Source organism: Pantoea sp. X-Soil-TKNS-1207 (assembly GCF_059730485.1).
In genome coordinates this window covers 2,597,524-2,618,935 of sequence record NZ_AP035958.1, presented here as the reverse complement: position 1 = coordinate 2,618,935, position 21,412 = coordinate 2,597,524, and the positions used below count along the sequence as shown (strand labels likewise).

23 protein-coding genes are annotated in these 21,412 nt (G+C 52.6%); 3 read left to right on the top strand and 20 right to left on the bottom strand.

Annotated elements, in window-relative coordinates; all coding sequences use genetic code 11:
- Positions 1–225: 225 nt before the first annotated feature.
- Positions 226–459: a DUF2525 domain-containing protein gene (locus AC6I8V_RS12315; RefSeq protein WP_497845827.1), complete on the bottom strand. Its 234-nt coding sequence runs from the start codon at positions 457–459 to the stop codon at positions 226–228.
- Positions 460–796: 337 nt separating this feature from the next.
- Between AC6I8V_RS12315 and dsrB the strand changes: the two genes are divergently transcribed.
- Positions 797–991 carry a protein DsrB gene (gene dsrB, locus AC6I8V_RS12310; protein ID WP_497842538.1) on the top strand — a complete coding sequence of 65 codons (195 nt, stop codon included), beginning with the start codon at positions 797–799 and terminating at the stop codon, positions 989–991.
- Between the two features lie 57 nt (positions 992–1,048).
- Here dsrB and AC6I8V_RS12305 read toward each other — a convergent pair whose 3' ends face one another.
- The 15 genes from AC6I8V_RS12305 to fliF all read right to left on the bottom strand — a co-directional run bounded on the left by AC6I8V_RS12305 (position 1,049) and on the right by fliF (position 14,935).
- Entirely contained in the window at positions 1,049–2,749 is a 1,701-nt protein-coding gene (locus AC6I8V_RS12305) for a methyl-accepting chemotaxis protein (RefSeq protein ID WP_497842537.1), read from the bottom strand.
- A gap of 150 nt (positions 2,750–2,899) precedes the next feature.
- Positions 2,900–3,535, bottom strand: coding sequence for a transcriptional regulator RcsA (rcsA, locus tag AC6I8V_RS12300; RefSeq protein WP_480364272.1), 636 nt, complete (start codon positions 3,533–3,535; stop codon positions 2,900–2,902).
- Positions 3,536–4,167: 632 nt separating this feature from the next.
- Positions 4,168–4,956 (bottom strand): flagellar biosynthetic protein FliR, encoded by a 789-nt coding sequence (gene fliR, locus AC6I8V_RS12295; RefSeq protein WP_497842536.1) that lies wholly within the window; start codon positions 4,954–4,956, stop codon positions 4,168–4,170.
- Positions 4,956–5,225: a flagellar biosynthesis protein FliQ gene (fliQ, locus tag AC6I8V_RS12290; RefSeq protein ID WP_497842535.1), complete on the bottom strand. Its 270-nt coding sequence runs from the start codon at positions 5,223–5,225 to the stop codon at positions 4,956–4,958. The genes fliR and fliQ overlap by 1 nt, the downstream gene beginning before the upstream one ends.
- 40 nt (positions 5,226–5,265) lie before the next feature.
- The gene (fliP, locus tag AC6I8V_RS12285) at positions 5,266–5,997 is read right to left on the bottom strand and encodes a flagellar type III secretion system pore protein FliP (protein ID WP_497845826.1); all 732 of its coding nucleotides are present in this window, start codon (positions 5,995–5,997) and stop codon (positions 5,266–5,268) included.
- On the bottom strand, positions 5,997–6,395 hold the full coding sequence (fliO, locus tag AC6I8V_RS12280; RefSeq protein WP_497842534.1) for a flagellar biosynthetic protein FliO: 399 nt from the start codon (positions 6,393–6,395) through the stop codon (positions 5,997–5,999). Before fliO ends, fliP begins: the two co-directional genes overlap by 1 nt.
- 2 nt (positions 6,396–6,397) lie before the next feature.
- Positions 6,398–6,808, bottom strand: coding sequence for a flagellar motor switch protein FliN (gene fliN, locus AC6I8V_RS12275; RefSeq protein WP_497842533.1), 411 nt, complete (start codon positions 6,806–6,808; stop codon positions 6,398–6,400).
- Positions 6,801–7,808, bottom strand: coding sequence for a flagellar motor switch protein FliM (fliM, locus tag AC6I8V_RS12270; protein WP_208715468.1), 1,008 nt, complete (start codon positions 7,806–7,808; stop codon positions 6,801–6,803). Before fliM ends, fliN begins: the two co-directional genes overlap by 8 nt.
- Before the next feature lie 4 nt (positions 7,809–7,812).
- Complete coding sequence (gene fliL / locus AC6I8V_RS12265) at positions 7,813–8,298, bottom strand: flagellar basal body-associated protein FliL (protein ID WP_497842532.1); 486 nt, start codon at positions 8,296–8,298, stop codon at positions 7,813–7,815.
- A gap of 129 nt (positions 8,299–8,427) precedes the next feature.
- The gene (locus AC6I8V_RS12260; protein ID WP_497842531.1) at positions 8,428–9,723 is read right to left on the bottom strand and encodes a flagellar hook-length control protein FliK; all 1,296 of its coding nucleotides are present in this window, start codon (positions 9,721–9,723) and stop codon (positions 8,428–8,430) included.
- Positions 9,720–10,163 (bottom strand): flagellar export protein FliJ, encoded by a 444-nt coding sequence (gene fliJ, locus AC6I8V_RS12255; RefSeq protein WP_497842530.1) that lies wholly within the window; start codon positions 10,161–10,163, stop codon positions 9,720–9,722. The genes AC6I8V_RS12260 and fliJ overlap by 4 nt, the downstream gene beginning before the upstream one ends.
- A gap of 21 nt (positions 10,164–10,184) precedes the next feature.
- Positions 10,185–11,546 carry a flagellar protein export ATPase FliI gene (gene fliI, locus AC6I8V_RS12250; protein ID WP_497842529.1) on the bottom strand — a complete coding sequence of 454 codons (1,362 nt, stop codon included), beginning with the start codon at positions 11,544–11,546 and terminating at the stop codon, positions 10,185–10,187.
- Positions 11,546–12,247 (bottom strand): flagellar assembly protein FliH, encoded by a 702-nt coding sequence (gene fliH / locus AC6I8V_RS12245; RefSeq protein WP_497842528.1) that lies wholly within the window; start codon positions 12,245–12,247, stop codon positions 11,546–11,548. The genes fliI and fliH overlap by 1 nt, the downstream gene beginning before the upstream one ends.
- Positions 12,240–13,232 carry a flagellar motor switch protein FliG gene (gene fliG, locus AC6I8V_RS12240; protein WP_497842527.1) on the bottom strand — a complete coding sequence of 331 codons (993 nt, stop codon included), beginning with the start codon at positions 13,230–13,232 and terminating at the stop codon, positions 12,240–12,242. Before fliG ends, fliH begins: the two co-directional genes overlap by 8 nt.
- Complete coding sequence (gene fliF / locus AC6I8V_RS12235; protein WP_497842526.1) at positions 13,229–14,935, bottom strand: flagellar basal-body MS-ring/collar protein FliF; 1,707 nt, start codon at positions 14,933–14,935, stop codon at positions 13,229–13,231. Before fliF ends, fliG begins: the two co-directional genes overlap by 4 nt.
- A 231-nt stretch (positions 14,936–15,166) precedes the next feature.
- Between fliF and fliE the strand changes: the two genes are divergently transcribed.
- Complete coding sequence (gene fliE, locus AC6I8V_RS12230; protein WP_497842525.1) at positions 15,167–15,478, top strand: flagellar hook-basal body complex protein FliE; 312 nt, start codon at positions 15,167–15,169, stop codon at positions 15,476–15,478.
- Between the two features lie 247 nt (positions 15,479–15,725).
- Here fliE and AC6I8V_RS12225 read toward each other — a convergent pair whose 3' ends face one another.
- From AC6I8V_RS12225 to AC6I8V_RS12215, 3 genes are all read right to left on the bottom strand, one after another.
- The gene (locus tag AC6I8V_RS12225; protein ID WP_497842524.1) at positions 15,726–17,309 is read right to left on the bottom strand and encodes a hypothetical protein; all 1,584 of its coding nucleotides are present in this window, start codon (positions 17,307–17,309) and stop codon (positions 15,726–15,728) included.
- A 51-nt stretch (positions 17,310–17,360) separates the two neighbouring features.
- Positions 17,361–18,512 carry an acyltransferase family protein gene (locus tag AC6I8V_RS12220; protein ID WP_497842523.1) on the bottom strand — a complete coding sequence of 384 codons (1,152 nt, stop codon included), beginning with the start codon at positions 18,510–18,512 and terminating at the stop codon, positions 17,361–17,363.
- A 407-nt stretch (positions 18,513–18,919) separates the two neighbouring features.
- Positions 18,920–20,131, bottom strand: a complete 1,212-nt coding sequence (locus AC6I8V_RS12215) for a diguanylate phosphodiesterase (RefSeq protein WP_497842522.1) — start codon at positions 20,129–20,131, stop codon at positions 18,920–18,922.
- A 245-nt stretch (positions 20,132–20,376) separates the two neighbouring features.
- Here AC6I8V_RS12215 and AC6I8V_RS12210 point away from each other — a divergent pair, with 245 nt between their 5' ends.
- Positions 20,377–20,625, top strand: coding sequence for a hypothetical protein (locus AC6I8V_RS12210; protein WP_497842521.1), 249 nt, complete (start codon positions 20,377–20,379; stop codon positions 20,623–20,625).
- A gap of 62 nt (positions 20,626–20,687) precedes the next feature.
- On the opposite strand, the gene AC6I8V_RS12205 is transcribed toward AC6I8V_RS12210, so the two are convergent.
- The gene (locus AC6I8V_RS12205; protein WP_497842520.1) at positions 20,688–21,332 is read right to left on the bottom strand and encodes a helix-turn-helix domain-containing protein; all 645 of its coding nucleotides are present in this window, start codon (positions 21,330–21,332) and stop codon (positions 20,688–20,690) included.
- Between the last annotated feature and the right edge of the window lie 80 nt (positions 21,333–21,412).

Here is a 21,412-nt window from a genome sequence, read left to right as displayed (position 1 = left end):
GTGCATGCGTAATCTGTGCGCAGAAAAAAGACAGCAGGCATGCGGTGTTTTCGGTAACAACCGGCGCTGCGGGCGCGGGATCCGTTGCAGCTCACGCAGGTATGGGACTTGTCTTATACAGGCTAAGGCGTAATCTGGCTCTGTGTTAGAGATTTTCCTGGTGTAACGAATTTATCGCTTTAACTTTACCCGGCCATCCCGCCGGGTATTTTTTTGAAATCGATTTCAGCGATTCACCTCGGTGATGGTGTAATCGCGAATATCCAGTTCAAAGGCTTCCGCCAGCTCGGTATAGGAGTCATAGGACTCACCATTGACCTTTACGCGGTGCGCGTGCTCAGCTTCCATATACTCTTTAACCTCGCCTGAGGTTTTTTCCTGGATTGCGTTGAGTAGCGCCTCGACATCGATATTCACTTCACGCTGAACGTTATCGCTATACTCTTTTGCTGTTGCCATCATCAGGTCTCCTGAAAGGCGAAAGGGTTCTTAAACAGTATAGACGGCAGGGAAGAATGGGCAGGGCGTGGGTGACAGGCAAAAAAAAGCCCGCGCTGCGCGGGCAAAAATCCTTGTTACTTTTAGGTTGACTGCGCCTTTGGGGTTGGTGCAGTACTAAAAATTCTACGTGGCAGCCGCGTCAAAAGTCTCGCCACTAAACGTTAAGAAAGCGAAAATCCCTTAGCGGACGCTTCTTTAGCCCGGCGCGGGGAATCACCCGACGCTGATCGCGATCACACAGCCGCGCATTTCTTCCGTTACACTGTGTCTCAGGACTATTTCTGGAGAACAATCGATGAAGGTCAATGACCGCGTGACGGTAAAGACAGATGGCGGCCCGCGCCGTCTGGGAACGATTCTGGCGGTGGAGCCGTTTAATGAAGGGGTCATGTATCTGGTGGCGCTGGAAGATTATCCGCTGGGGATCTGGTTCTTTAACGAGAGCGATCATGCGGAAGGGGTGTTTGTCGAGCCGTATGCCGAAGAATAAGGAGTATCACCCGTAACGGCGCGATTTATCGCGCCGTTACGGGGCGGATATTACTGCTTAAAACGTCTCCCAGTTATCATTTCCCGCCGTTGCCAGCGCCTGGCGTGGTGCCAGCGCTTTTAATACAGGCTGGACCGCTGGCGCTGGCGCCCCGAATCCCGGTGCATCATTCAGGCGGAACGCCGCCACCGCCTGTGTCAGTTTACCCGCCTGGTCTTCCAGCGATGCCGCCGCCGAGGAGGCTTCTTCTACCAGCGAGGCGTTCTGCTGGGTAACGTTATCCATCTCCGTCACTGCCAGGCTCACCTGCTGGATACCACGGCTCTGCTCATCAGAGGCCGCGGCAATTTCCGACATAATATCGGTCACGCGGCGCACCGCTTCGACAATCTCACCCATAGTGGCACCGGCTTCACCCACCTGATGCGAGCCGTTGCTGATCAAATCAACCGATTCGGTAATCAGCGAGTCGATCTCTTTCGCCGCCTGTGCACTGCGCTGCGCCAGGTTGCGTACTTCGCTGGCGACCACGGCAAAGCCACGGCCCTGCTCACCGGCACGCGCGGCTTCAACAGCGGCGTTCAGAGCCAGAATGTTGGTCTGGAAGGCGATGCTGTTAATCACGTTGGTGATCTCGGCAATTTTCTTCGAACTGCCGGAAATGTTGTTCATGGTTTTCACCACGCCGCTCACCAGTTCACCGCCGCTGCGCGCTTTACCTGACGCGTCGGCAGCCAGCTGGCTGGCGTGGTGGGCGTTCTCAGCGTTCTGCTTCACGGTGGCTGTCAGCTGTTCCATGCTGGCTGCGGTCTGCTCCAGCGCGGAAGCCTGCTCCTCGGTGCGGGAGGAGAGGTCGGTGTTACCGGCGGAGATTTCGCTGGAACCCTGATAAATCGCCACTGCACCTTCGCGCACCACACCTACGGTACGCACCAGGGAGTCCTGCATCAGTTGCAGGTTATGCAGCAGGCTGCCAATTTCGCTGCGGCCCCAGGCTTGTTGCGGTGCGGTCAAATCACCCTGGGCGATACGTTCGATGCGGGTCACCGACTGGCGCAGCGGATTGATCACCACGCGACGCAGGAACATAAAGGTCATCAGCACCAGTACCAGCGCGGCAGCAAAGGCTGAGGCCATGGCGATAAAGCCGATGCGTGACTTCTGTGCGGCTTCGTTGTTGATGGCGTCGGCGCGTTGGGTGCGGATCTTAATCGCTTTCAGCAACACATCGTTATACGCATCATCCAGTTTGCGCGTCACGTCAGTTTCCTGCGCGATAATGCCTTCGAAGCTGCCCTGTTTCGCTGACTCAATCATCGGCTTCAGGCCTTTATCAATATAAGCATTGAAGCGTTCGGTCAGCGGAGCATCGAGTGCCAGGTCCTCGGCGGTTTTCGTTTTGCGATCCATATAGAGTTTGAAACCGGCGCGCGCCTGCTGAATACGTTGCTCGCTGGTTGCCAGGTCGGCTCGGTAGCTATCCATTTCCCCAATACGCGCTGCCGCTCCGGACTGAATCACGTTCAGGCGCGCCGTGCGCAGATGGTTGGAGCTGTTGGAAATTCCCATACGGACCTGGATTTCATCCGTGGCGTCATTGAGTGAATTATTACTTTGAATCAGAAAGTAGCTGGCGAGACCAATACACAGGGCAAAAAGCAGCAGAATGCCACCAAAGATCATGCTGAAAAGAGGCATCAGGCGCAGGTTCTGCCAGATGCTGAGCTTATGTTGCTCATCAATCGATGCTGTTTTCATATCCTTGCTCTCAGTTAGGTAGGTGTTCTGAAGCTTACATCGGCATGAGAGAGGAAAGGATTAGCCAGCAAAGTGGGATCTTCATCGCAAAATAGGCAAATACGAAAAAGGGCCAATCTGCTGACTGGCCCTTATTTTTACCACGGGAAATTATCGCACGTTGACATAGATCCCGGAGGTAACATTATCGGTCAGACGTACCACATGGTAAATAACCTGTTTATTGTGAGTCTTTATTTTTCGCTTAATATTACCTTTGTGTGACGAAACTGTTTTTGCCTTGATTTGCATCTTGTCTGAAATTTGAATGGTGTCATGACCAGACATCCACATTTTCAGCATATTAGATTCAGTCTGGCTTAATGTCAGCGGGTGAATGTCCAGCCCTGCTGAAATACGTGGCGCTGCATTGAGTTTCTTTTGCAGGTAGGTGCCAAGTAAGGAGTCCAGAGTCGATGTCTTTATCGATTTTGACGTAATAATCAGGTTCTTACGAACGTAGAGATATTCCTCAAAATGGATATTGGAGATCGCCATGAAAATAAAAAATAAGGTGTCAGGATGCTGCATAATAACGCCGCGAATACGATCGCTTGAATCGGATTCATGAATGAAACACTCTTCGTTAATAAAAACGACACCGGGTTTCAGCTGCTCACATCTTTGTTGCAATTGCTCGATATCTGATACGGAAGTTATATTTTTCTTTTTAACTCCCTTTGCGGACATATAGTCCGATAATCCCAGGCGTGTGTAGTTGCATGAATCCATAATAATCGTTGGCATGTTAGCGACCCTCACCAATTTTGTTATCCGTTTAAATCAACGATGAATTACGTGTTTGCGGTACGAGAGAGATTTCTAAAGACACTTTTTTATTCTGCTCTACAGGCTGGCGTCATAACCCCGTGCGCCATCATGATTCTTCCCTGACTCGTTCTGCGAAGTTTTTTTTGTGCTACTTCAACGTCACTCTTGTTCCCGCGATAGTGGGAATCGCCGGGAAATTGCCTTAAGTGTTTAAATCGCTCTGTTTTTGAGAGCCCTGTCACTATCGCGCATGTCACAGACAAATCTGATAGGACAAATCTTAAAAACATTTGAATTTCGAAAGTGTGACGTTTCAGCGAGTGTTGACAATGCCGTAAAAAAGGGATTCTGACAAGAAAAATCGCTGTTAAATTTTTTTTGTTCAAAAACAACATTTTGGGCATTTTGTCAACGAATCCGCGTGCTTAGGCAGCGTAGGATTCGTCTGACTAAAATACGCGAAGCGCGGTTTAATAAGAATAATTTTCACCAGAAATGCGCATTTATCAGAATTTCCTCAGTTGATTTCTGAGAAATATGGTTCGAAAAATGCACAAATAGATTTTGATTGCTTAACTATCGTTTAAGAACGGCTACAGAATCGTTAATCATCCCGCGCGGGAGAGTTCTGACATAAACTGCGCGAGCAAATCAAAGACTTCACCGAAGAGATGTTCACAGAAGGGGGCAAGGAGGGGCATCATCAGACCCATGCTAAGGATCCCCACCGTTAAGGTAATTGGGAAGCCAACGACGAAAACTGATAACTGTGGTGTAACACGGTTTAACAAACCCAGGGCCATATTGAGCGTGAGGAGTAAAACGATTAATGGCAGCGCTAACATCATGCCATTAAGGAAAATTAATCCTCCCGCCTTCACCAGCGACATAAATGCATTGGCGTTGAGCGGGTGATCGCTGATCGGCATGGTATGAAAACTGTCCGCCAGCATAGAAATCAACCACAGATGACCATTGAAGGTCAGAAACAGCAGCATCGCCAGCATATCAAGTAAACGCGCCAGCACGGGCATATTCAGACGGCTGCCGGGATCAAAGAATGTCGCGAATGATAGCCCCATCTGCAAACCAATTATTTCACCGGCCATGCGCACCGCGCCAAAGGCGAACTGCATAGCCAGGCCGAGGCCGACGCCAATCAAAATTTGTTGCAGCAGCAGCCAGAAACCGGCGGCGGTAAACAGGGTGACTTCAACCGGCGGCAGCAGCGGCATCAGCAGCCAGGTGGTCAGTATCGCCAGCCCGATCTTCACGCGGTTGGAGATCGATTTTTCGCTCAGCACCGGGGCGCTGGCGAACAACGCCAGCAAACGCACCATCGGCCAGAAAAACTGGCTGACCCAATGGACCAGCTGACTGCTGTCGAAATTAATCATTAACCGATGATATAAGGCAGGTTAGTAAACAGGTTGCGCATGTAATCCAGTATCAGATTCAGCATCCACGGACCCGCAACCACGGCGGTCGCTGCCACCGCCAGAATTTTAGGGATAAACGACAGCGTTTGTTCGTTCACCTGCGTGGCGGCCTGCAACAGGCTGATGATCAGACCGCTGACCAGCGCCACCAGCAACATCGGGGCAGCCATCATCAGCGCGATCCGCATCGCTTCCTGTCCCATTACCATTACCGATTCCGGTGTCATGTTGCGCTCCTGTATTAAGGAAAGTGGCGGCCTGCGTCACTCAGGAATAGAAACTCTGTGCCAGTGAACCCACCAGCAGCTGCCAGCCATCGACCAGTACGAACAACATCAGCTTGAACGGCAACGATATGGTGGCAGGGGGCACCATCATCATCCCCAGCGCCATCAGTACGCTGGCGACTACCAGGTCGATGATCAGGAAAGGAATAAACACGGTAAAACCAATCTGGAAGGCGGTTTTCAGCTCGCTGGTTACGTAGGCCGGCAGCAAAATACGCATCGGCACCGCTTCCGGGCCTGCAATTGGCGGCGTATTGGCGAGACGGGCAAACAGCGCTAAATCCGCTTCGCGCGTCTGTCGCAGCATAAAATCGCGCAGCGGCTGAGCGCCTTTATCAATGGCGACATCCATGCTGATCTTGTCCTGGCTGAACGGCAGATAGGCATCGGAATAAATTTTGTCGAAGGTGGGCGCCATGATGAAAAAGGTGAGGAACAGCGCCAGACCGACCAGTACCTGGTTCGGCGGGGCGGACGGCGTACCGAGCGCGTTACGCAGCAAACCAAACACAATAATGATGCGGGTGAAGCTGGTCATCATCAGCAACACCGCCGGAATAAAGGTCAGTGCGGTGATAAACACCAGTGTCTGCACCGGCAGCGACCAACTCTGGCCGCCATTCGCCAGCGGATGGCTTACCAGACCAGGCAGTTGCGCATGGGCAACCGGTGCCAGCAACAGCAGCGGCAGAAGGGGAAGCAATCGACGCATCATTGGGGTTTTCCGGGACGTTTAACCAGATTCTGTAACAGCTGACGAAAATCCTGCGGCGCAGCATGGGGCGCCGCCTGTTCTTCCGGCGCGACCGGCGGCAGGCTGTGCAGATGGGTAATCTGTTGGGCCGTCACGCCGAGCACCAGACGGGCATCGGCGGTATCGACAATCACCACGCGCTCACGCTGACCAACCTGTACGCTGGCGCTGACTTTCAGCGCCTGTCCGCTGACCGCCTTCGGCGCAAAACCGAGACGGCGTGCCAGCCAGCCACAGGCGAGGATCAATAACACGATCACCGCCAGTACGCTGCCCACCTGACCGACCACGGAGCCGGTTGAAACCACCGGTTCGCTGTGGGCGGCAGGCTGTACCGTTTGCGCGTTCTTCAACATGCTTAGCGGCTCAGACGACGCATACGTTCAGACGGGGTGATGATGTCGGTGATGCGCACGCCATATTTGTCGTTTACCACCACCACTTCACCTTGCGCTATCAGGTAGCCGTTGATCAGAATGTCCAGCGGCTCCCCAGCGAGGCCATCCAGCGCCACCACGGAACCCTGCGTCAGACGCAGCAGCTCTTTGATGGTCATCTTGGTGCGGCCCAGTTCCACGGTCAGTTTGACCGGGATGTCCATAATCAGATCGATGTCCTGCAATGATCCGCTGGCACCGGTGCCGTCGAGCGACTTGAATACCGCTTCACTCGGCTCGGGCGCGCTGGTTGACGCCTGCTCATTCATTGCTGCAGCCCACAGATCGTCCGCGGAGATGTCGTCATCGGACGGTTTCTTGCTGTCACTCATTGGGCTGTTCCTCATTCAGCGAATTCAAAATCGGGTTAATCAGATGCTCGACACGCAGTGCATACTGGCCATTTATCGTGCCGTACTGGCTGGTCAGCACCGGTACGCCATCTACGTGTGCGATGATGCGATCCGGCTTCTCGATGGGCAGGACGTCACCAGGTTTCAGTTGCAAAATACGCGACAGACGCAGCGATACATCCGCGAAGTGGGCAATCAGCTCCAGCTCCGAGTGCTGCACCTGTTTTACCAGGTTGTCACGCCAGTGGTTATCTTCCTGACGCGAGTTCTCCAGTGGCGGATTGACCAGTAGCTCGCGCAGCGGCTCAATCATCGAAAACGGAATACAGATGTTGAATTCACCCACCAGGTTACCGATTTCCACCTGGAACGGGGTGTTCACCACGATATCGTTCGGCGAGGTGGTGATGTTGGTAAACTTCACCTGCATCTCGGAACGGACATACTCCACATCCAGCGGGTAGATCGCTTTCCATGCATCGCTGTAGCCTTCCAGCGCCAGCTTCAGCATACGGCGGATAACGCGCTGTTCGGTATGGGTAAATTCGCGGCCTTCTACCTTGGTCGGAAAGCGGCCATCGCCACCAAACAGGTTATCCACGGCGATAAACACCAGACTCGGCGAAAATACCACCAGCGCAGTACCGCGCAGCGGCTTCAGGTGGATCAGGTTCAGGTTGGTCGGCACCGGCAGGTTGCGGGCAAACTCGTGGTACGGCTGAATCTTGATCGCCCCGACGCTGATATCCGGGCTGCGGCGCAACAGGTTAAACAGCGCCATACGAAAGTGACGGGCAAAACGCTCATTGATGATCTCCAGCGCCTGCAGACGTTCGCGGACGACGCGACGCTGGGTATTGGGATCATAGGGGCGAATATCACCATCGCCTCCGGTGGAACTCTTCTCTACTTCCGCGCTGTCACTGTCGCCATTGAGCAGCGCGTCAATCTCAGCCTGGGAGAGAATGCTATCGCCCATTAAATCACCTCAAAATGAAGGCGGTAAACAGCACGTCACTGACCACCTGCGGTGGTTGACCTTTTACCAGCGGCGGCGACAGTACTTGTTTGATTTGATCAACCAGTGCCTGTTTGCCTTGCTCGGTCGCCAGTGCGCTGGCGCTCTGGCGGGAAAGCAACAGCAACAAACGGCTGCGCACTTCCGGCAGGTAGTCATTCAGCCGACGACGGGTTTCCTCATCCGGCAGACGCAGCGTAAAGCCAACGTACAGCACGCGGTCAGGATCGTTGTCGGGATTGACCAGGTTAACCGTAAAAGTATCCATTGCAAAAAATACGGGGACGGGCGGCGGCTCCACTTTCGCCACTTCCGGCTTGTCGCCCTCGTGTTTATTCATCATTCGCCAGACTGCATAGCCTGCCACGCTGCAAGCGGCCAGCGTTACGACCAGTAACACCGGAATTAATATTGAACGTTTGCGGCCTTTAGCTTTCGCGTTATCAGACATGTTTGCAGTTACTTCCTGTGAATTATGGGCGAGCCTTTCGGCTCGCCTGGACAGATTATCCCGCGTCTTAAGTCAAACAATGGGAAGAAAAGACGCGGGTTTTACGCTTACCTTCAGCGTTAGCCGCTGTCAGGCAAAGATATCGACAGCGCCGTTGCCGGTCGCGCGCGCCTGGAGGGCTGCCGGGACGGCAATAGGCGTTATCTCGTTGTCACTGTCCTGGGAGAGGGTAAAGCTGCCGTGCTGGCCATCACGACGACCTTCCTGCTGGCCCTGATAATTCTGGCCCTGTGCGGAGGCGTCGCTGCTGACATTACTCTGTCCCAGGTTGATGCCGCTCTCCGCCAGCGCCGTTTTCAGCTGTGGGAGAGCCGCTTCCAGCGCGGCCCTCACATGGCTGTGGCTGGAAACCATATTTAACTGTGCCTGATCCTTATCGAGGGTCAGGCTGATCTGGATAGCACCCAGATCCTCCGGGTGCAGACGCAACTCAGCACTCTGCTGGCCGTTGCGGCTGAACATCACAATCTGCTGACTCAGCGCCTGCTGCCACTCGGAACTGCCGAGCTGCGCATTGAGCATCGGTGTCGACGGGGTGGTGCTGGTCGACGCGGTGCTGCTGGTCAGCTGCGTGGTACTGCTCAGCGGTGCGCTGGTCACCGGTGTCGTCGTATCGCTGGTGCTGCTCAGGCTACGCTTATCATCCGGTTTACTCAGCGTACTCAGCACCTGCTGGAAACTCTGATCCAGCGTCAGCGCCGTGCTGCTGGTGCTGTCGGTACTGCTGCTCTGCGTGGTGGTGGTTTGCGCCGTTAAAGCATCCACCACATCGCTGGTTTTCTTCGTTGTTGTCGCCGCTGTTGCCGTTGTTGCCGCCGTCGTCGTCGCGGCAGTCGCGTCCGGCGTGGTCGATTCATCTTTCAGGCTTTTGACCAGCGAACTGAGCACACTATTCAGGCTGGCGTTGCTGCCGCTGGTGTTCTCAGTCAGCGCGCTGCTGGCGGCGTCTGTTGTGGTACGGTTTTCAACCGCCGCCGGCAACATGGCAAATAACGCCTGAACATTCTGTAAGTCGCTGGCACTTAACGAACTTGCCTCACTCTTATCCTTATCATCGGCTGATTTGCCCGCGGCTTTAATATTTTCCGGCTGTAAAAGTGCGTTCAGGGTCTCTGGTTTGTCCAGTGCCGCCATCAGCGTGCTCAGGGAGACGCCTTTGCCGGATTTTTCATCGCTTTCTGTTGACAGATCAGCCGATTGCGTGCTGGTGCCCTGTTGTTTTGCCAGCGTCAGTAACTGGTTTCCCAGGGCGGTAACAAAGTCCTGCGGCAGGGTTTCTACCCCGTGCAGAATGTCCGTTGAAACTGAAGTGTCCGCCTCTCCCGACGTTGGGGTTTGCGAAGCGAGTGTTGGCAGCGTAATCATTCGCCTTTCCTCAATGCGGCCCGTTGGGCATATTCATCCATCCGTTTCTGGTCGAGACGGTTTTCTTGTCGTAATGCGTTTTCGGCGGCGCGGGTGATCAGCGTTTGATAGGCATTCAGCCGTTTCTGCTTTTCCCGCCAGTTATTGAGCGCCTGATCGAGACGCTGATTCCACTGTTGCAGCTGATTGCGGTGCTGCTCAATGGCTTTTTCCAGCGTCTGAATAAATTGGTGGTAGTTGGTCCAGCGGGTGCTGGCGATGCCGCCGGACATATCGGCATTGAGTTTGTTGCGATACTCATCCTGGTAATCGAGCAGCATGGTCAGCTGCTCGTCTGCCGCCTGCTGACCGCGGCGCATATCGCCGAGATGAATGACGGCTTTTTCCAGATCCTGCTCCGCCAGATCGCGCAATGTATCAATAGCATTGGCCGTTTTCATTGCAATCCCCTTTAAGCGAGGTTATCCGAACATCGCCTGTAAATGCAGGCAGGCATCGTCGTAGTCGCTGCGTTCGAAAATCCCCTGTTGCAGGAAGGCTTCCATCTGCGGATAGAGCTTAATCGCCCGGTCCAGCATGGGATCGCTCCCTGCGGCATAAGCACCGACGCTCACCAGATCGCGGTTACGCTGGAAGCTGGAGAGCAGTTGTTTAAACTGGCGCACGCGTGCGTAGTGGTTTTCATCGATCAGCGACGTCATGGCACGGCTGATCGAGGCTTCAATATCAATCGCCGGGTAGTGACCGGCTTCAGCCAGGCGGCGCGACAGCACAATATGGCCGTCCAGAATGGCACGCGCCGAGTCGGCAATCGGGTCCTGCTGATCGTCACCTTCGGTCAGCACGGTATAAAACGCGGTGATCGAACCGCCGCCGTGGGTGCCGTTACCGGCGCGCTCTACCAGCGCGGGCAGCTTGGCGAACACCGAAGGCGGATAGCCTTTGGTGGCCGGCGGCTCGCCGATCGCCAGCGCAATTTCACGCTGCGCCATGGCGTAGCGGGTGAGGGAGTCCATAATCAGCAGCACATGCTGGCCGCGATCGCGGAAATCCTCGGCGATGCGGGTGGCGTAGGCGGCGCCCTGCATACGCAGCAGCGGCGAGACGTCAGCCGGTGCGGCAATGACCACCGAGCGGGCGCGCCCTTCGGCACCAAGAATGTTTTCAATAAACTCTTTAACTTCGCGGCCACGTTCACCAATCAGACCGACCACAATCACGTCAGCTTTGGTGTAGCGCGCCATCATGCCCAGCAGCACGCTTTTCCCCACGCCGGAACCGGCGAACAGGCCCATACGCTGGCCGCGTCCGACGGTGAGCAGGGCGTTGATGGCACGCACGCCGGTATCCAGCACATCTTCGATCGGCGTACGTTGCAATGGGTTGAACGGGGCAGTGATCAGCGGCGCGCGATAGCCGGTTTCCGGTGCAGGCAGGCCATCAAGCGGCTTGCCGCCGCCGTCAAGCACGCGGCCAAGCAGCTGCGGGCCGAGCAGCAGCTGTTTGCCGCTGTGGGCGTTATCGCCGGTGATGCGTGCGTAGACGCGGGCGCCCGGCAGAATGCCGTCCACTTCTTCCAGTGGCATCAGAAACAGTTTCTGGCCGTTAAAACCGACCACTTCGCTCTCGACTTCAGTGATGTTCACGCCGTCGTGGCGTTCAATGACGCAGGTGGCGCCAAGCGGCAGTTGCAGACCGGTGGCTTCCAGCACCAGGCCGGTGGCACGCGTCAGACGGCCATAGCGGCGCACGGTCTGCACCTGTGAAATACGTTCTTCAAAGGCGTCAAGTGCGCCCAGCCAGCGATTAAGACGCGTGGACATCAGAACACTCCCGGTGCCGCCAGACGGCACAGTTCCTGCCAGCGCGTCGCCACGCTGGCATCGAGATCGCCATCTTCGGCGCTCAGCTTACAGCCGCCAGGGTGCAGCGAACTGTCGGCCAGCAGACGCCAGCCATGCAGGTCCAGCGTCGGGCCTAGGGTTTGCTCAATGCGCTGCAAATCATCCGGGTGGACGCGCAGCTGCGGTTTGCCGCTGAACATCGGTTCCTGCTGAATCAGCTGCTGGATCTGGCGCAGCAGGGCGCTGCCGTCGACGGTCGTTGCCTGACCGATCACGGTACGCGCCGCTTCCAGCGCCAGCTGCATCAGACGGGCGGCAATCACGCTATCCAGCGATTCCAGCGTGTGCTGGAATTCGGTGACCAGCTGCTGCATACGTGCCTGCAACGGCGCCTGCTGCTGCTGCGCATCCGCCAGACCCTGCTGAAAACCGGCGTCATAACCATGCTGCTGCGATTCGGCATGACCCTTTTGATAGCCTTCGCTGTAACCCTGGGTCTGTGCGTCTTTGCGCATCTGCTGTTGCAGACGTTCCAGCTGCTGCTGTTGTTCGTCTTCGGCGCTCAGCACTTCGTCGCTGAGCGATTCCAGCGGCAGCGGTTCCGGTTCAGGGTCGAATAAACGCCCTAAATCATCAGGCTGCCAGGGTTGCCACGGACGGGCGGAAAAGGCATCAGACATAGGTTTCCTCGCCTCCACCAATTACCATCTCGCCGGCTTCTGCCAGGCGGCGTACCACCAGCAGGATGGCTTTCTGTTCGTTCTCCACCGCCGACATACGTACCGGGCCGCGGTTGGCCAGGTCGTCGCGCAGGATGTCTGCCGCACGGGCGGACATGTTTTTGAGGAATTTCTCGCGCAGCGGCTGTTCGGAACCCTTCAGGGCGATCAGCAACTGCTCGGACTCCACTTCCTGCAACAGACGCTGGATGCTGCGGTCGTCCACTTCCACCAGGTTTTCGAACAGGAACATCTCGTCGATGATCTTCTGTGCCAGCTCGCCGTCGAAGTCGCGTACCGCTTCGATAACCGCCTCTTCCTGCTGGGTTTTCATCAGGTTGATAATTTCTGCTGCGGTTCTCACGCCGCCCATCTTCGCGCGCTTGAGGTTGGTACCATCCAGCAGGCTGTTGAGCACTTCGGTCAGTTCCGCCAGCGCCGCTGGCTGTACACCACCGAAGGTGGCGATACGCAGCATCACATCGTGGCGCAGACGTTCGTCGAACAGCGCCAGAATATCTGCCGCCTGACCACGTTTGAGGTGCACCAGGATGGTGGCGATAATCTGCGGGTGTTCGTCGCGGATAAGATCGGCCGCCGCCTGCGGTTCCATAAAGTTGAGGGTTTCCATCCCGCTGGTGGTCTCGCGTGTTTCGAGAATATCTTCCAGCAGGCTGGAGGCACGCTCCTCGCCCAATGCTTTGACCAGTACCGTGCGCAGGTAATCGTTGGAGTTGAGGCTGAGCGCCGCAAACTGCTCGGCATTCATTTCAAACTCACGCAGCACCTCGGTCAGCTGTTTGTGCGAAATCTGTTTCATGCTCGCCATCGCGGCACTCAGATGCTGCACTTCACGCTGGTTGAGGTGTTTGAACACCTCAGACGCACGATCCTCGCCAATGGTCATCATCAGAATGGCGCTTTTTTCAGTACCGGTCAGACTCATAGTTCGTTACTCATCCATTCACGGATCACCAGCGCAACAACGCGTGGATCGTTTTCAGACATATCACGGATGCGCTGGCTCATCACTTCCGCACTCATGCGGTTGCTGGATTTACGCTCCTGATCCAGTTCATCTTTGCTGAGCTGCACGCTGTAGGCTTCTTCCTCTTCCTGCTCTGAGGCGCGGGCTGCTGCGGCTTCGGCAGCGGCTTTCTCCTGGTCGCGTTTACGCATCAGCTGCGGACGTACCAGTTTGCGGTAGAGGATGAAGGCAACCAGCGCCACCAGCAGCCAGCGACCGGCATTCATCAGCTGATCAAAGAACGCCTGCTGCTGCCAGAAGGGCAGGTCGCCACCGGTCGGTTCCGTCATGTTGAACGGTGAGTTGACGACGTTGATGCTGTCGCCACGCGGCTGCGAATAGCCCATCGCTTCACGCGTCAGGTCTTCAATTTGTTTAAGCTGCTGATCATTAAGCGCAACCGCTTTACCTTTGTCGTCCGTGCGGTAGTTAACTACCACCGCGACCGACAGGCGCTGCACTTCACCCACGTTCATTTGGGTATGGCGAATGGTGCGGTCCAGCTCGTAGTTGACGGTGTCGTCACGACGGGAGTTGGTCGGCCCGCTGTTCTGCGCCGTGCTGGTTGTCGTACCGTTGGCCGCGTTGTTCTGACCATTGGCATTCTGACCATTGGTCGGCGGATTGGTAACTGGCGCAGTGTTGGCCGGTGCCGGCTGATTCGACAGCGCACCCGGCACACCACCCGGATACGGGCTGCCGTTCTGCTCGCTGGTGCTGGTCTGACGTGAACGAATTGCCGAGTTGGTCGGGCTACCGTTCGGCTGGTATTTCTCATCTGTCTGTTCGCTGCGGTCAAAGTTCAGCTGCGCCGTCACCTGCGCGTGAACGTTGCCCTGACCAACAATCGGATTCAGGATGGCTTCAATGCGCTGCTGATAACGCGCCTCGACATCGGAGGTGAATTTCAGCTGGGCATCATTGAGGTCACGGCCTTCGCTGTCGGAACGGGTCAGCAGACGGCCAGCCTGATCCACCACCGTGACGTTACCCGGCGGCAGGCCAGGTACGCTGCTGGAGACCATATGCACCACCGCCTGAATCTGGCCTTCATCCAGCGCACGGCCAGGTTGCAGGTTCAGCGTGACCGACGCCGAAGGGGCTTTCTGCTCACGAACAAACAGCGTCGGTTTCGGCATCGCCAGATGGATGCGCGCGCTCTTTACCGGGCCGAGTGTTTCGATAGTACGCGCTAGCTCACCTTCCAGCGCACGCTGGTAGTTGACCTGCTCGCTGAACTGGCTGATGCCGAACTTCTCTTTATCCATCAGCTCAAAACCTACCGAGCCGCCTTTCGGCAGACCCTGCTGGGCGAGACGCAGGCGCAGTTCATGCACCTTATCGGCAGGCACCATCAGCGCGCCGCCATTCTCGGCAAACTGGTAGGGAATGTTCATTTGCGTAAGCTGAGTGACAATCGCGCCGCCATCCTCATCAGAGAGGTTGCTATAAAGGACGCGATAGTCGGGGGCTTTCGCCCAGAGCACCAACGCAAAAATCACTGCGATAGCGGCAGCGGCTGCGACAATTAAGGGAATTCGCGGATTGGCGCGCAGGCGGGCGAGAAGGTCACTGAAGCCTTTCTTTGTTGTTTCCTGTGTAGCGGCTGCACTCGCATTCATGACCGATTCCTGCCTGACATAATTGACCGGGTGTGTTGTGGTGACAAAACTGACTCCCTGATACGGTGAAAAATGAAATTCCACTCCAATGCTTTGCATTATTTTCTGAAATGAGAAATTCGATGGCTGAAAAAGCCGGGGTTTTTGCAGTCATTTAGCGCCTTTGTCTTATTGACAGTGTGCTAACTTTTCCATCGTGAAAAATTGAATCATCTTCAACGAGGTAATGGCATGTCGATTCAGGCAATTGATGGTGTTCTGCAACAGCTTCAGCTGACGTCGTTGCAGGCCAGCGGCACCCAGAGTGACGCAACGCAGCAGGTGGATTTTGGCGCCACGATGAAAGCAGCGCTGGATAAGATCAGTGAAACCCAGAACAACGCCCGCAGCCAGGCACAGGATTTCGAGATGGGCAAACCGGGTGTTGCACTGAACGATGTGATGGTCGATCTGCAGAAATCGTCTGTTTCTATGCAGATGGGGATTCAGGTCAGGAACAAGCTGGTGTCGGCGTATACGGACATCATGAATATGCAGGTGTAGGCAATTATTTCATTGCTATTAAAGGTTATTTATTAATTTTGTTCTTCTGCGATGCATATGTGGGACAAGTTCGGTGGACGTTGTGTTGAGCACGTTCGCCGAATCAATACTGCGTTTCTGGCTCTGCGTCTCTAATCCTTACCGACTCTCAGCGTTTGCCTGTCCCATCTGAAAAGTAATGCCATAGCATCCCGAGTGAGCTGAAAACAGCAGTGAGCCACGGATTAAGTGGCTCACTGTGCGTTAATCAGTTCTGGTTATGATGTCCACGCAATATAGACGATTTCAATTTCGCTAATGACAGTTGATAGCCATAGGAAGCAGACTCGACCTGAGTGATCGGTTTACTGAACGTAATCGCAGGATCAAATTGCAGCTTTATGCCTGAGGTCTGTATGGGGCGATTGAAATAAAGTCTGGCACCATAAGAGGTTGGGATAAGCCTGAAGTCATGAATCTTCATTAATTCCTTATCACCATTCCATAGCTTATGCTCACCGAAGTAAATGGCAATGTAGTTATCGGCAATGCCGGGGATGTCGATAAATTTGACAGTCGCTGGCGTGTCATAAAGGATCTCAAGCGTTGAACCTTCCAGCTTTGTCTCTTGCGTATGTTCGGTCGTGCTGAACGAAAAGCTCAAAATCGCTAGCGATGCAACTACGACATAGATCAGGCAGAAGAGGCTTTTGCGCTGAGTAAATTTGAATTTTGGCACGCACCAGTAAATGGCTACCAGGGCGAAAAGCATCAGGTAAGGAATGCCCCATTTGAAGTAATGAATGTTGCCATAGCGCCACACGCCAACGGGCAGCAAGTCACCATAAGGTGCATAAAGGCAGAAATGAATGACAAGTGCTATTGCCAATGTACGTAGGAAGGCATCACCGATAAACAGGCATAACAGCATTCCGGCAATTGAAACCGCAATCCATGGATAATGCTCAACAATGCCTTCTCCAGGTACGGCAAACAGGCTGCCAGCATCAAACAAAAGCGAAACAGATTTCTGAATTAACTCTGTAATAAAGTAACCACTGCTGGTTGCAGTAGAATTAACATACCCACCCTGAATTGTGCCGAAAACCTTCTCGTTGAATAAAGCAAATATAACAATAGAGATAACCGGGCCAATAATGAAAATTATTACTGTAGGTATTAATTTTATCGCCCGTTTCTTGAACTCTACATCTTCAATTCTGACGTACAACATAATTAAGTAGGCAAGGAAGAAAACACCCGCCAACAAAGCATCTATAGGTCTCGCCAGGCCTAACAGCGCCATTGCCAGAGAAAGCAGCGCAGGGTAGGAAATTAGTTCTTTTTTGGAGAGGCTGGATTTATTCTGCAGGTTAGATAACCCAAGCAGGCATACGGAGTAGGAGATTACCGTTATGGTCGTTGTCCAGGGGATGACGAAGTGTTTTATTATTTCGTGATGGGATGCGACTGAAAAATAAAATGCAATAAAAGCAACGGGAAAGCCAATGTATTTAGAGGAAGCTTTAATAAAGGCATATGAAAATAAAACAAAAGCAGCCCCATCTATAAAGAAAAAGGGATCTCTGGGGATTAGTCCATAAAACAAATGGCCGATGTAAGGATAAAGAGGTGGATAATAGTGGCTAGAGGGAGAAAAGTCTCCTGCACCAAAGGCTATAGCTGCTTTGAGGTATTGACCCTGATCGTACCAACCCCACCATCCTTCCATATGTGCGGCATCATGTCCTGGCGCTTCCGGGATGATTAGGTAGTGATAACAATAGATTACTATTGCCGCAATAACAATTATCCATAATTTATGCTGATGCGTTAATCTTGATGGCTGCACTTTTAATCCTTTTTTTCTGAGTAAATCACAGTCAAACGATACAATAGGGCGTTATTTTAGCATCTTACCTATTGAGATGCATTTTCTTTCTATTGTCAGGTAAACCAGTGTTGACAATATCATTACAACGAAAAATGCTATCAGAATCGCAAGAAGATAATTCACTCCTTTATATTCAAGGAACCTGATGATGCAATAGCCTATAACGGAATGTAAGGCATAAAAAGAGTAGCTGATATTAGACAAAAACTTCAAAGGGCCAAACGGTCTGAAGAACTTTCTCAACACATAGGCAACAGCGAATACAACATATCCATATAAGTAGTTGCATATAACTGAAGGGAAGTAGTTGTCATGCATTCCATACTTCCATGAGAAAAAGAAACATAAGGCTAAAATAATGTTTCCGATTAAGAAGGTGACAATTGTGATTTTATTTTCATAAAGGAAATTAAAGAAAAGCCCTAAGAACATGAAACACAAATATACGCCTTCCATCTTGATGCCGTCGAAAGAGAATTCACCTTGCAGATGAGGAGTTGGTTCTCCCTGAGTCAGAAATATAACGGCGAAAATCAGAGCTGCTAACAATAATGGAGGTAAAGCGTTGCCGTTTCTGATGAAACGATAAAGGAAAAAACAGATAATATAAAACTTAACTTCGATTGAGAGTGTCCAGTTGACGAAGTCAATACTGGGGTAGCTGAAAATCGATGCGGTCAAACTAATGTTTGATAAAAACTGGAGCGTAGTAATATTTCCCTGGCTTCCCCAATAATAATGACTTAATGAGTAACCTAAAAACATTATTAACGCACAGACAATATATGTTGGGTAAATCCTGATGAATCTGGAAAGTATATAGCCAGGACTGGATTTATTTTTCATTGAAAAAGGGATGACGAATCCGCTGATCATGAAAAATATAGCAACACCAAAAGGACCAAAGTTGAAATTGGGCAAGGGCGGCGCTATTAAATTATAAATTACACCGTTTCCAATTTTTGCGGAGGGTGCACCGGTAACCATAGAAATGAAATCGGGGTTAAAAGAGTAAATACCCAACCAGTGAACAATAACGACACTCAAAAATGCTAATGCTCTAAGTTGATCTGCGAAAATGATTTTTTTTGTAGCCCGCGGAATGGTGTCTGTCCGTTGCTGCACTTCACTCGCTGCTGTTAACGGGTCGCTTTGAGACATTAAGTAGCCTTATTATGAGGGTTCACATAGTTGGAAGTAAATTTTGGCAAAATCTGAGTAAAGATCAAGTAAATAGATAGGATTAATCTGACGTTGCTGATGAAAATTTAACTAAATAGTGATGGCAGTACAAATATTAACCAGGGGGTATCTCATGAACGTTGAGTTGAGGAGGGAGATGAGCTGAACCGGCAAAAAATTACTATAAGAATCACTAATCAATACAAGGTGATAATTTGCCAGTGCGGGGGAGAGGGTATTGCAGAACGGCAAACTGGCGGTAACAATTTAAACATTATGGCCCATCACATAATCGTGGCAGGCCAAAGCGGCAGGTATGACGTTTAGAAATAGCATGAATGGAATCATACCTGTTGAGAAACAACCCTTGCTACAAATGCCCGATGTTACTTTATCTCCGGCCACGCCACTGCGGGAATGCCATTCAGCTGCGGACGGGCGAATAAGAAGCCCTGGAATTTACTGATGCCCGCGGCTTCCAGCCACATCCACTCTTCGGGCTGTTCCACCCCTTCGGCAATCACCGAGATCTCCAGCGAGGCACAGCATTTAATAATGGCATGGACGATCGCCTGTTTAGGGCCACTTTTATGCACATCCTGAATGATGTTGCGGTCGATTTTAATTTTATCCGGCTGGAATTTTGTCAGCAGCGACAGACCGGCGAAGCCTGCACCAAAATCGTCCAGCGCCACGCTGATACCTGCTGCCTTGAGTTGTTTAATGGCGGCGGTAAATTCCTCTGCGCGTGATATGGCTTCATCTTCAGTCACTTCCACCACAATCTGTTCCGGTACCAGACCATTGGCCGCAATCTCCGTCAGCAGATATTCCACGGCATTTGGCACCATTACTAATGACATCGGGAGCAAATTAATCGAGAGCGTCAGCCCAGGAATGGCGAACTGCCGTGCCAGCTTAAACGCCTGACTTTTGGATTTGAGATCGACCTCGTAAATCTGTTCACGGTTATAGGGGGCAAAAAAGGTCTGGGGCGACTCCCCCTCGGTACTGCGAATCAGCGCCTCCAGTGCCAGCACCTCGCGTGAGAAAGGATCGATAATTGGCTGGAAGGCAAAATGGCACAATGTCGCCGCATCAGGGATGACATCAATCACCACATTTTCCTGCTCGTCGGCGATAAATTCCCAGGTATTGGCCGGGGGAATCTCAAAGTAGTTTTCTTTCTCTCTGGCTTCGACAAAGGTGCGCAAAAAGCGCAATGCCCGATCTTCAAAAGTGAGCTGATAGCGGGATGTTCCTTTATTCAGCACGGCCTGTAATACGGTGGCTTTATCATGCTCCCGCAGGTCAAACAGCTCCATACCGGCGTTGCCAAAACGGCGCGACGGGGCATAGTCATAGAGCAATTCAACGAGGTTTTGATGGCGTGCGTCCTTACAGATACGTTCGTAAATGTGGTGAACCGCTTCCTCCGGTCCCTCCAGCAACTGGAAAAAGTGCAGTCCGTCGAACAATAAAATACCCGTGACGCCTGATAATTCATTCTTTTTGTTGGCTTTTGCCACCATATCTTCCAGCGTTTTCACCGGGACGTGGTCACACAGGTGGCTGCGATAAAGGACGGTTGAGAGCATGGCAGGTTCCACAGCATTGTTTTTGTGGAAATTACATTACCAGAGCCGTCAGGGAAATGTCGCGGGCGTAAATATTTTATCGGGAAAGACGGTCTGTGGCATTGATCAGGTCGAATCGCGGGAATCTGCCTCGTCAAGTCGGATCCTTTCTGCTTCATGTCGTAACAGGACTATCGATAAAAATATTAGATTGAAACGACAAATAAAAAGCGTAGTGTGACCTTCGTTAACGGGAGGTGAGTACAATGTTGCGTGATTATTTGAAGATTGATGATAGCGATCGCTTAGTAGAACAGGGTATGCAAAAGCTCAATAACCGCGGTCAGGAAGATATTACGGAATGGCATATCGTTGGCGTGAATGGCGAGCATAAAGGTCGAGTGTCGCTGTTTGATAAATTATGCATCCAGCGTTCATATAACGTCAGTTACCGCATTACACAAACCGATGTAAACGGAAGGGTTGTCGTCGATCATCTGACCGACGTCTTGTAATTTTTGCCGTAGTTTTTGCCTTACTTGACCCGCCCCTGTGCGGGTTTTTTGCGTACAGGCATTTAGCCACGATAACGCCGCATTTCCGTTAAAGTTCCAATAATATCCAGCCTGTTTGATGACGTTTGTAATGCAGGAAAATCGTTATTCAGTGGCCGTAACGAGAAAATTTGTTCGTCGTCCTGCTGCGCCAGCAGGCGGAAAATACGTACCAGCGGCTGTCCATCAGCCACTGCCAATACTACATCTCCTGGCTGGGGGGCGAGGGCGGGATCGAATATCAATGCATCGCCCGGACGATAATCCGGCAGCATGGCGTTATCGCTCAGTACCACAGCCAGCGCCTGCTCACTGACTTTCACGTCGGTATAGAGAAAACGCTGAGCCTGCTGGATCAGCGCCAGTCGCTGTTCCGTCTGCCAGTCGATCGCTTGTGTCAGGCTTATCAATGGCACCGTGGCCAGCTGGCTGATCCGCGCCGGGGCGCTGAACACTTCACCGTCACCATCGATAATCCATGCGGCAGTGCATTGCAGCAGTTCAGCCAGCCGCAGCAGGTTCTCGCCGCGTGGTACCGTTTCTTCCTTTTCCCATTGTGATACAGCCACATGTGACACGCCGATACGGCTTGCCAGCGCCTGTTGTGTCAGTTGCAGCTGCTTACGTCTGGCGCGGATGCGCTCACCTGCTGATTCTTTTTTCATCATCTTGACAACTCCCGATTGATTGACTTAAGTATACTTAAATCCATTAATTAAAGTAAACTTAAATTTTGAGACGTTAGCCG

Bases quoted from the DNA above. Each gene is read 5' to 3' on its own strand.
- AC6I8V_RS12315 (WP_497845827.1), bottom strand. From the start codon at position 459: ATGGCAACAGCAAAAGAGTATAGCGATAACGTTCAGCGTGAAGTGAAT.
- dsrB (WP_497842538.1), top strand. From the start codon at position 797: ATGAAGGTCAATGACCGCGTGACGGTAAAGACAGATGGCGGCCCGCGC.
- AC6I8V_RS12305 (WP_497842537.1), bottom strand. From the start codon at position 2,749: ATGAAAACAGCATCGATTGATGAGCAACATAAGCTCAGCATCTGGCAG.
- rcsA (WP_480364272.1), bottom strand. From the start codon at position 3,535: ATGCCAACGATTATTATGGATTCATGCAACTACACACGCCTGGGATTA.
- fliR (WP_497842536.1), bottom strand. From the start codon at position 4,956: ATGATTAATTTCGACAGCAGTCAGCTGGTCCATTGGGTCAGCCAGTTT.
- fliQ (WP_497842535.1), bottom strand. From the start codon at position 5,225: ATGACACCGGAATCGGTAATGGTAATGGGACAGGAAGCGATGCGGATC.
- fliP (WP_497845826.1), bottom strand. From the start codon at position 5,997: ATGCGTCGATTGCTTCCCCTTCTGCCGCTGCTGTTGCTGGCACCGGTT.
- fliO (WP_497842534.1), bottom strand. From the start codon at position 6,395: ATGTTGAAGAACGCGCAAACGGTACAGCCTGCCGCCCACAGCGAACCG.
- fliN (WP_497842533.1), bottom strand. From the start codon at position 6,808: ATGAGTGACAGCAAGAAACCGTCCGATGACGACATCTCCGCGGACGAT.
- fliM (WP_208715468.1), bottom strand. From the start codon at position 7,808: ATGGGCGATAGCATTCTCTCCCAGGCTGAGATTGACGCGCTGCTCAAT.
- fliL (WP_497842532.1), bottom strand. From the start codon at position 8,298: ATGTCTGATAACGCGAAAGCTAAAGGCCGCAAACGTTCAATATTAATT.
- AC6I8V_RS12260 (WP_497842531.1), bottom strand. From the start codon at position 9,723: ATGATTACGCTGCCAACACTCGCTTCGCAAACCCCAACGTCGGGAGAG.
- fliJ (WP_497842530.1), bottom strand. From the start codon at position 10,163: ATGAAAACGGCCAATGCTATTGATACATTGCGCGATCTGGCGGAGCAG.
- fliI (WP_497842529.1), bottom strand. From the start codon at position 11,546: ATGTCCACGCGTCTTAATCGCTGGCTGGGCGCACTTGACGCCTTTGAA.
- fliH (WP_497842528.1), bottom strand. From the start codon at position 12,247: ATGTCTGATGCCTTTTCCGCCCGTCCGTGGCAACCCTGGCAGCCTGAT.
- fliG (WP_497842527.1), bottom strand. From the start codon at position 13,232: ATGAGTCTGACCGGTACTGAAAAAAGCGCCATTCTGATGATGACCATT.
- fliF (WP_497842526.1), bottom strand. From the start codon at position 14,935: ATGAATGCGAGTGCAGCCGCTACACAGGAAACAACAAAGAAAGGCTTC.
- fliE (WP_497842525.1), top strand. From the start codon at position 15,167: ATGTCGATTCAGGCAATTGATGGTGTTCTGCAACAGCTTCAGCTGACG.
- AC6I8V_RS12220 (WP_497842523.1), bottom strand. From the start codon at position 18,512: ATGTCTCAAAGCGACCCGTTAACAGCAGCGAGTGAAGTGCAGCAACGG.
- AC6I8V_RS12215 (WP_497842522.1), bottom strand. From the start codon at position 20,131: ATGCTCTCAACCGTCCTTTATCGCAGCCACCTGTGTGACCACGTCCCG.
- AC6I8V_RS12210 (WP_497842521.1), top strand. From the start codon at position 20,377: ATGTTGCGTGATTATTTGAAGATTGATGATAGCGATCGCTTAGTAGAA.
- AC6I8V_RS12205 (WP_497842520.1), bottom strand. From the start codon at position 21,332: ATGATGAAAAAAGAATCAGCAGGTGAGCGCATCCGCGCCAGACGTAAG.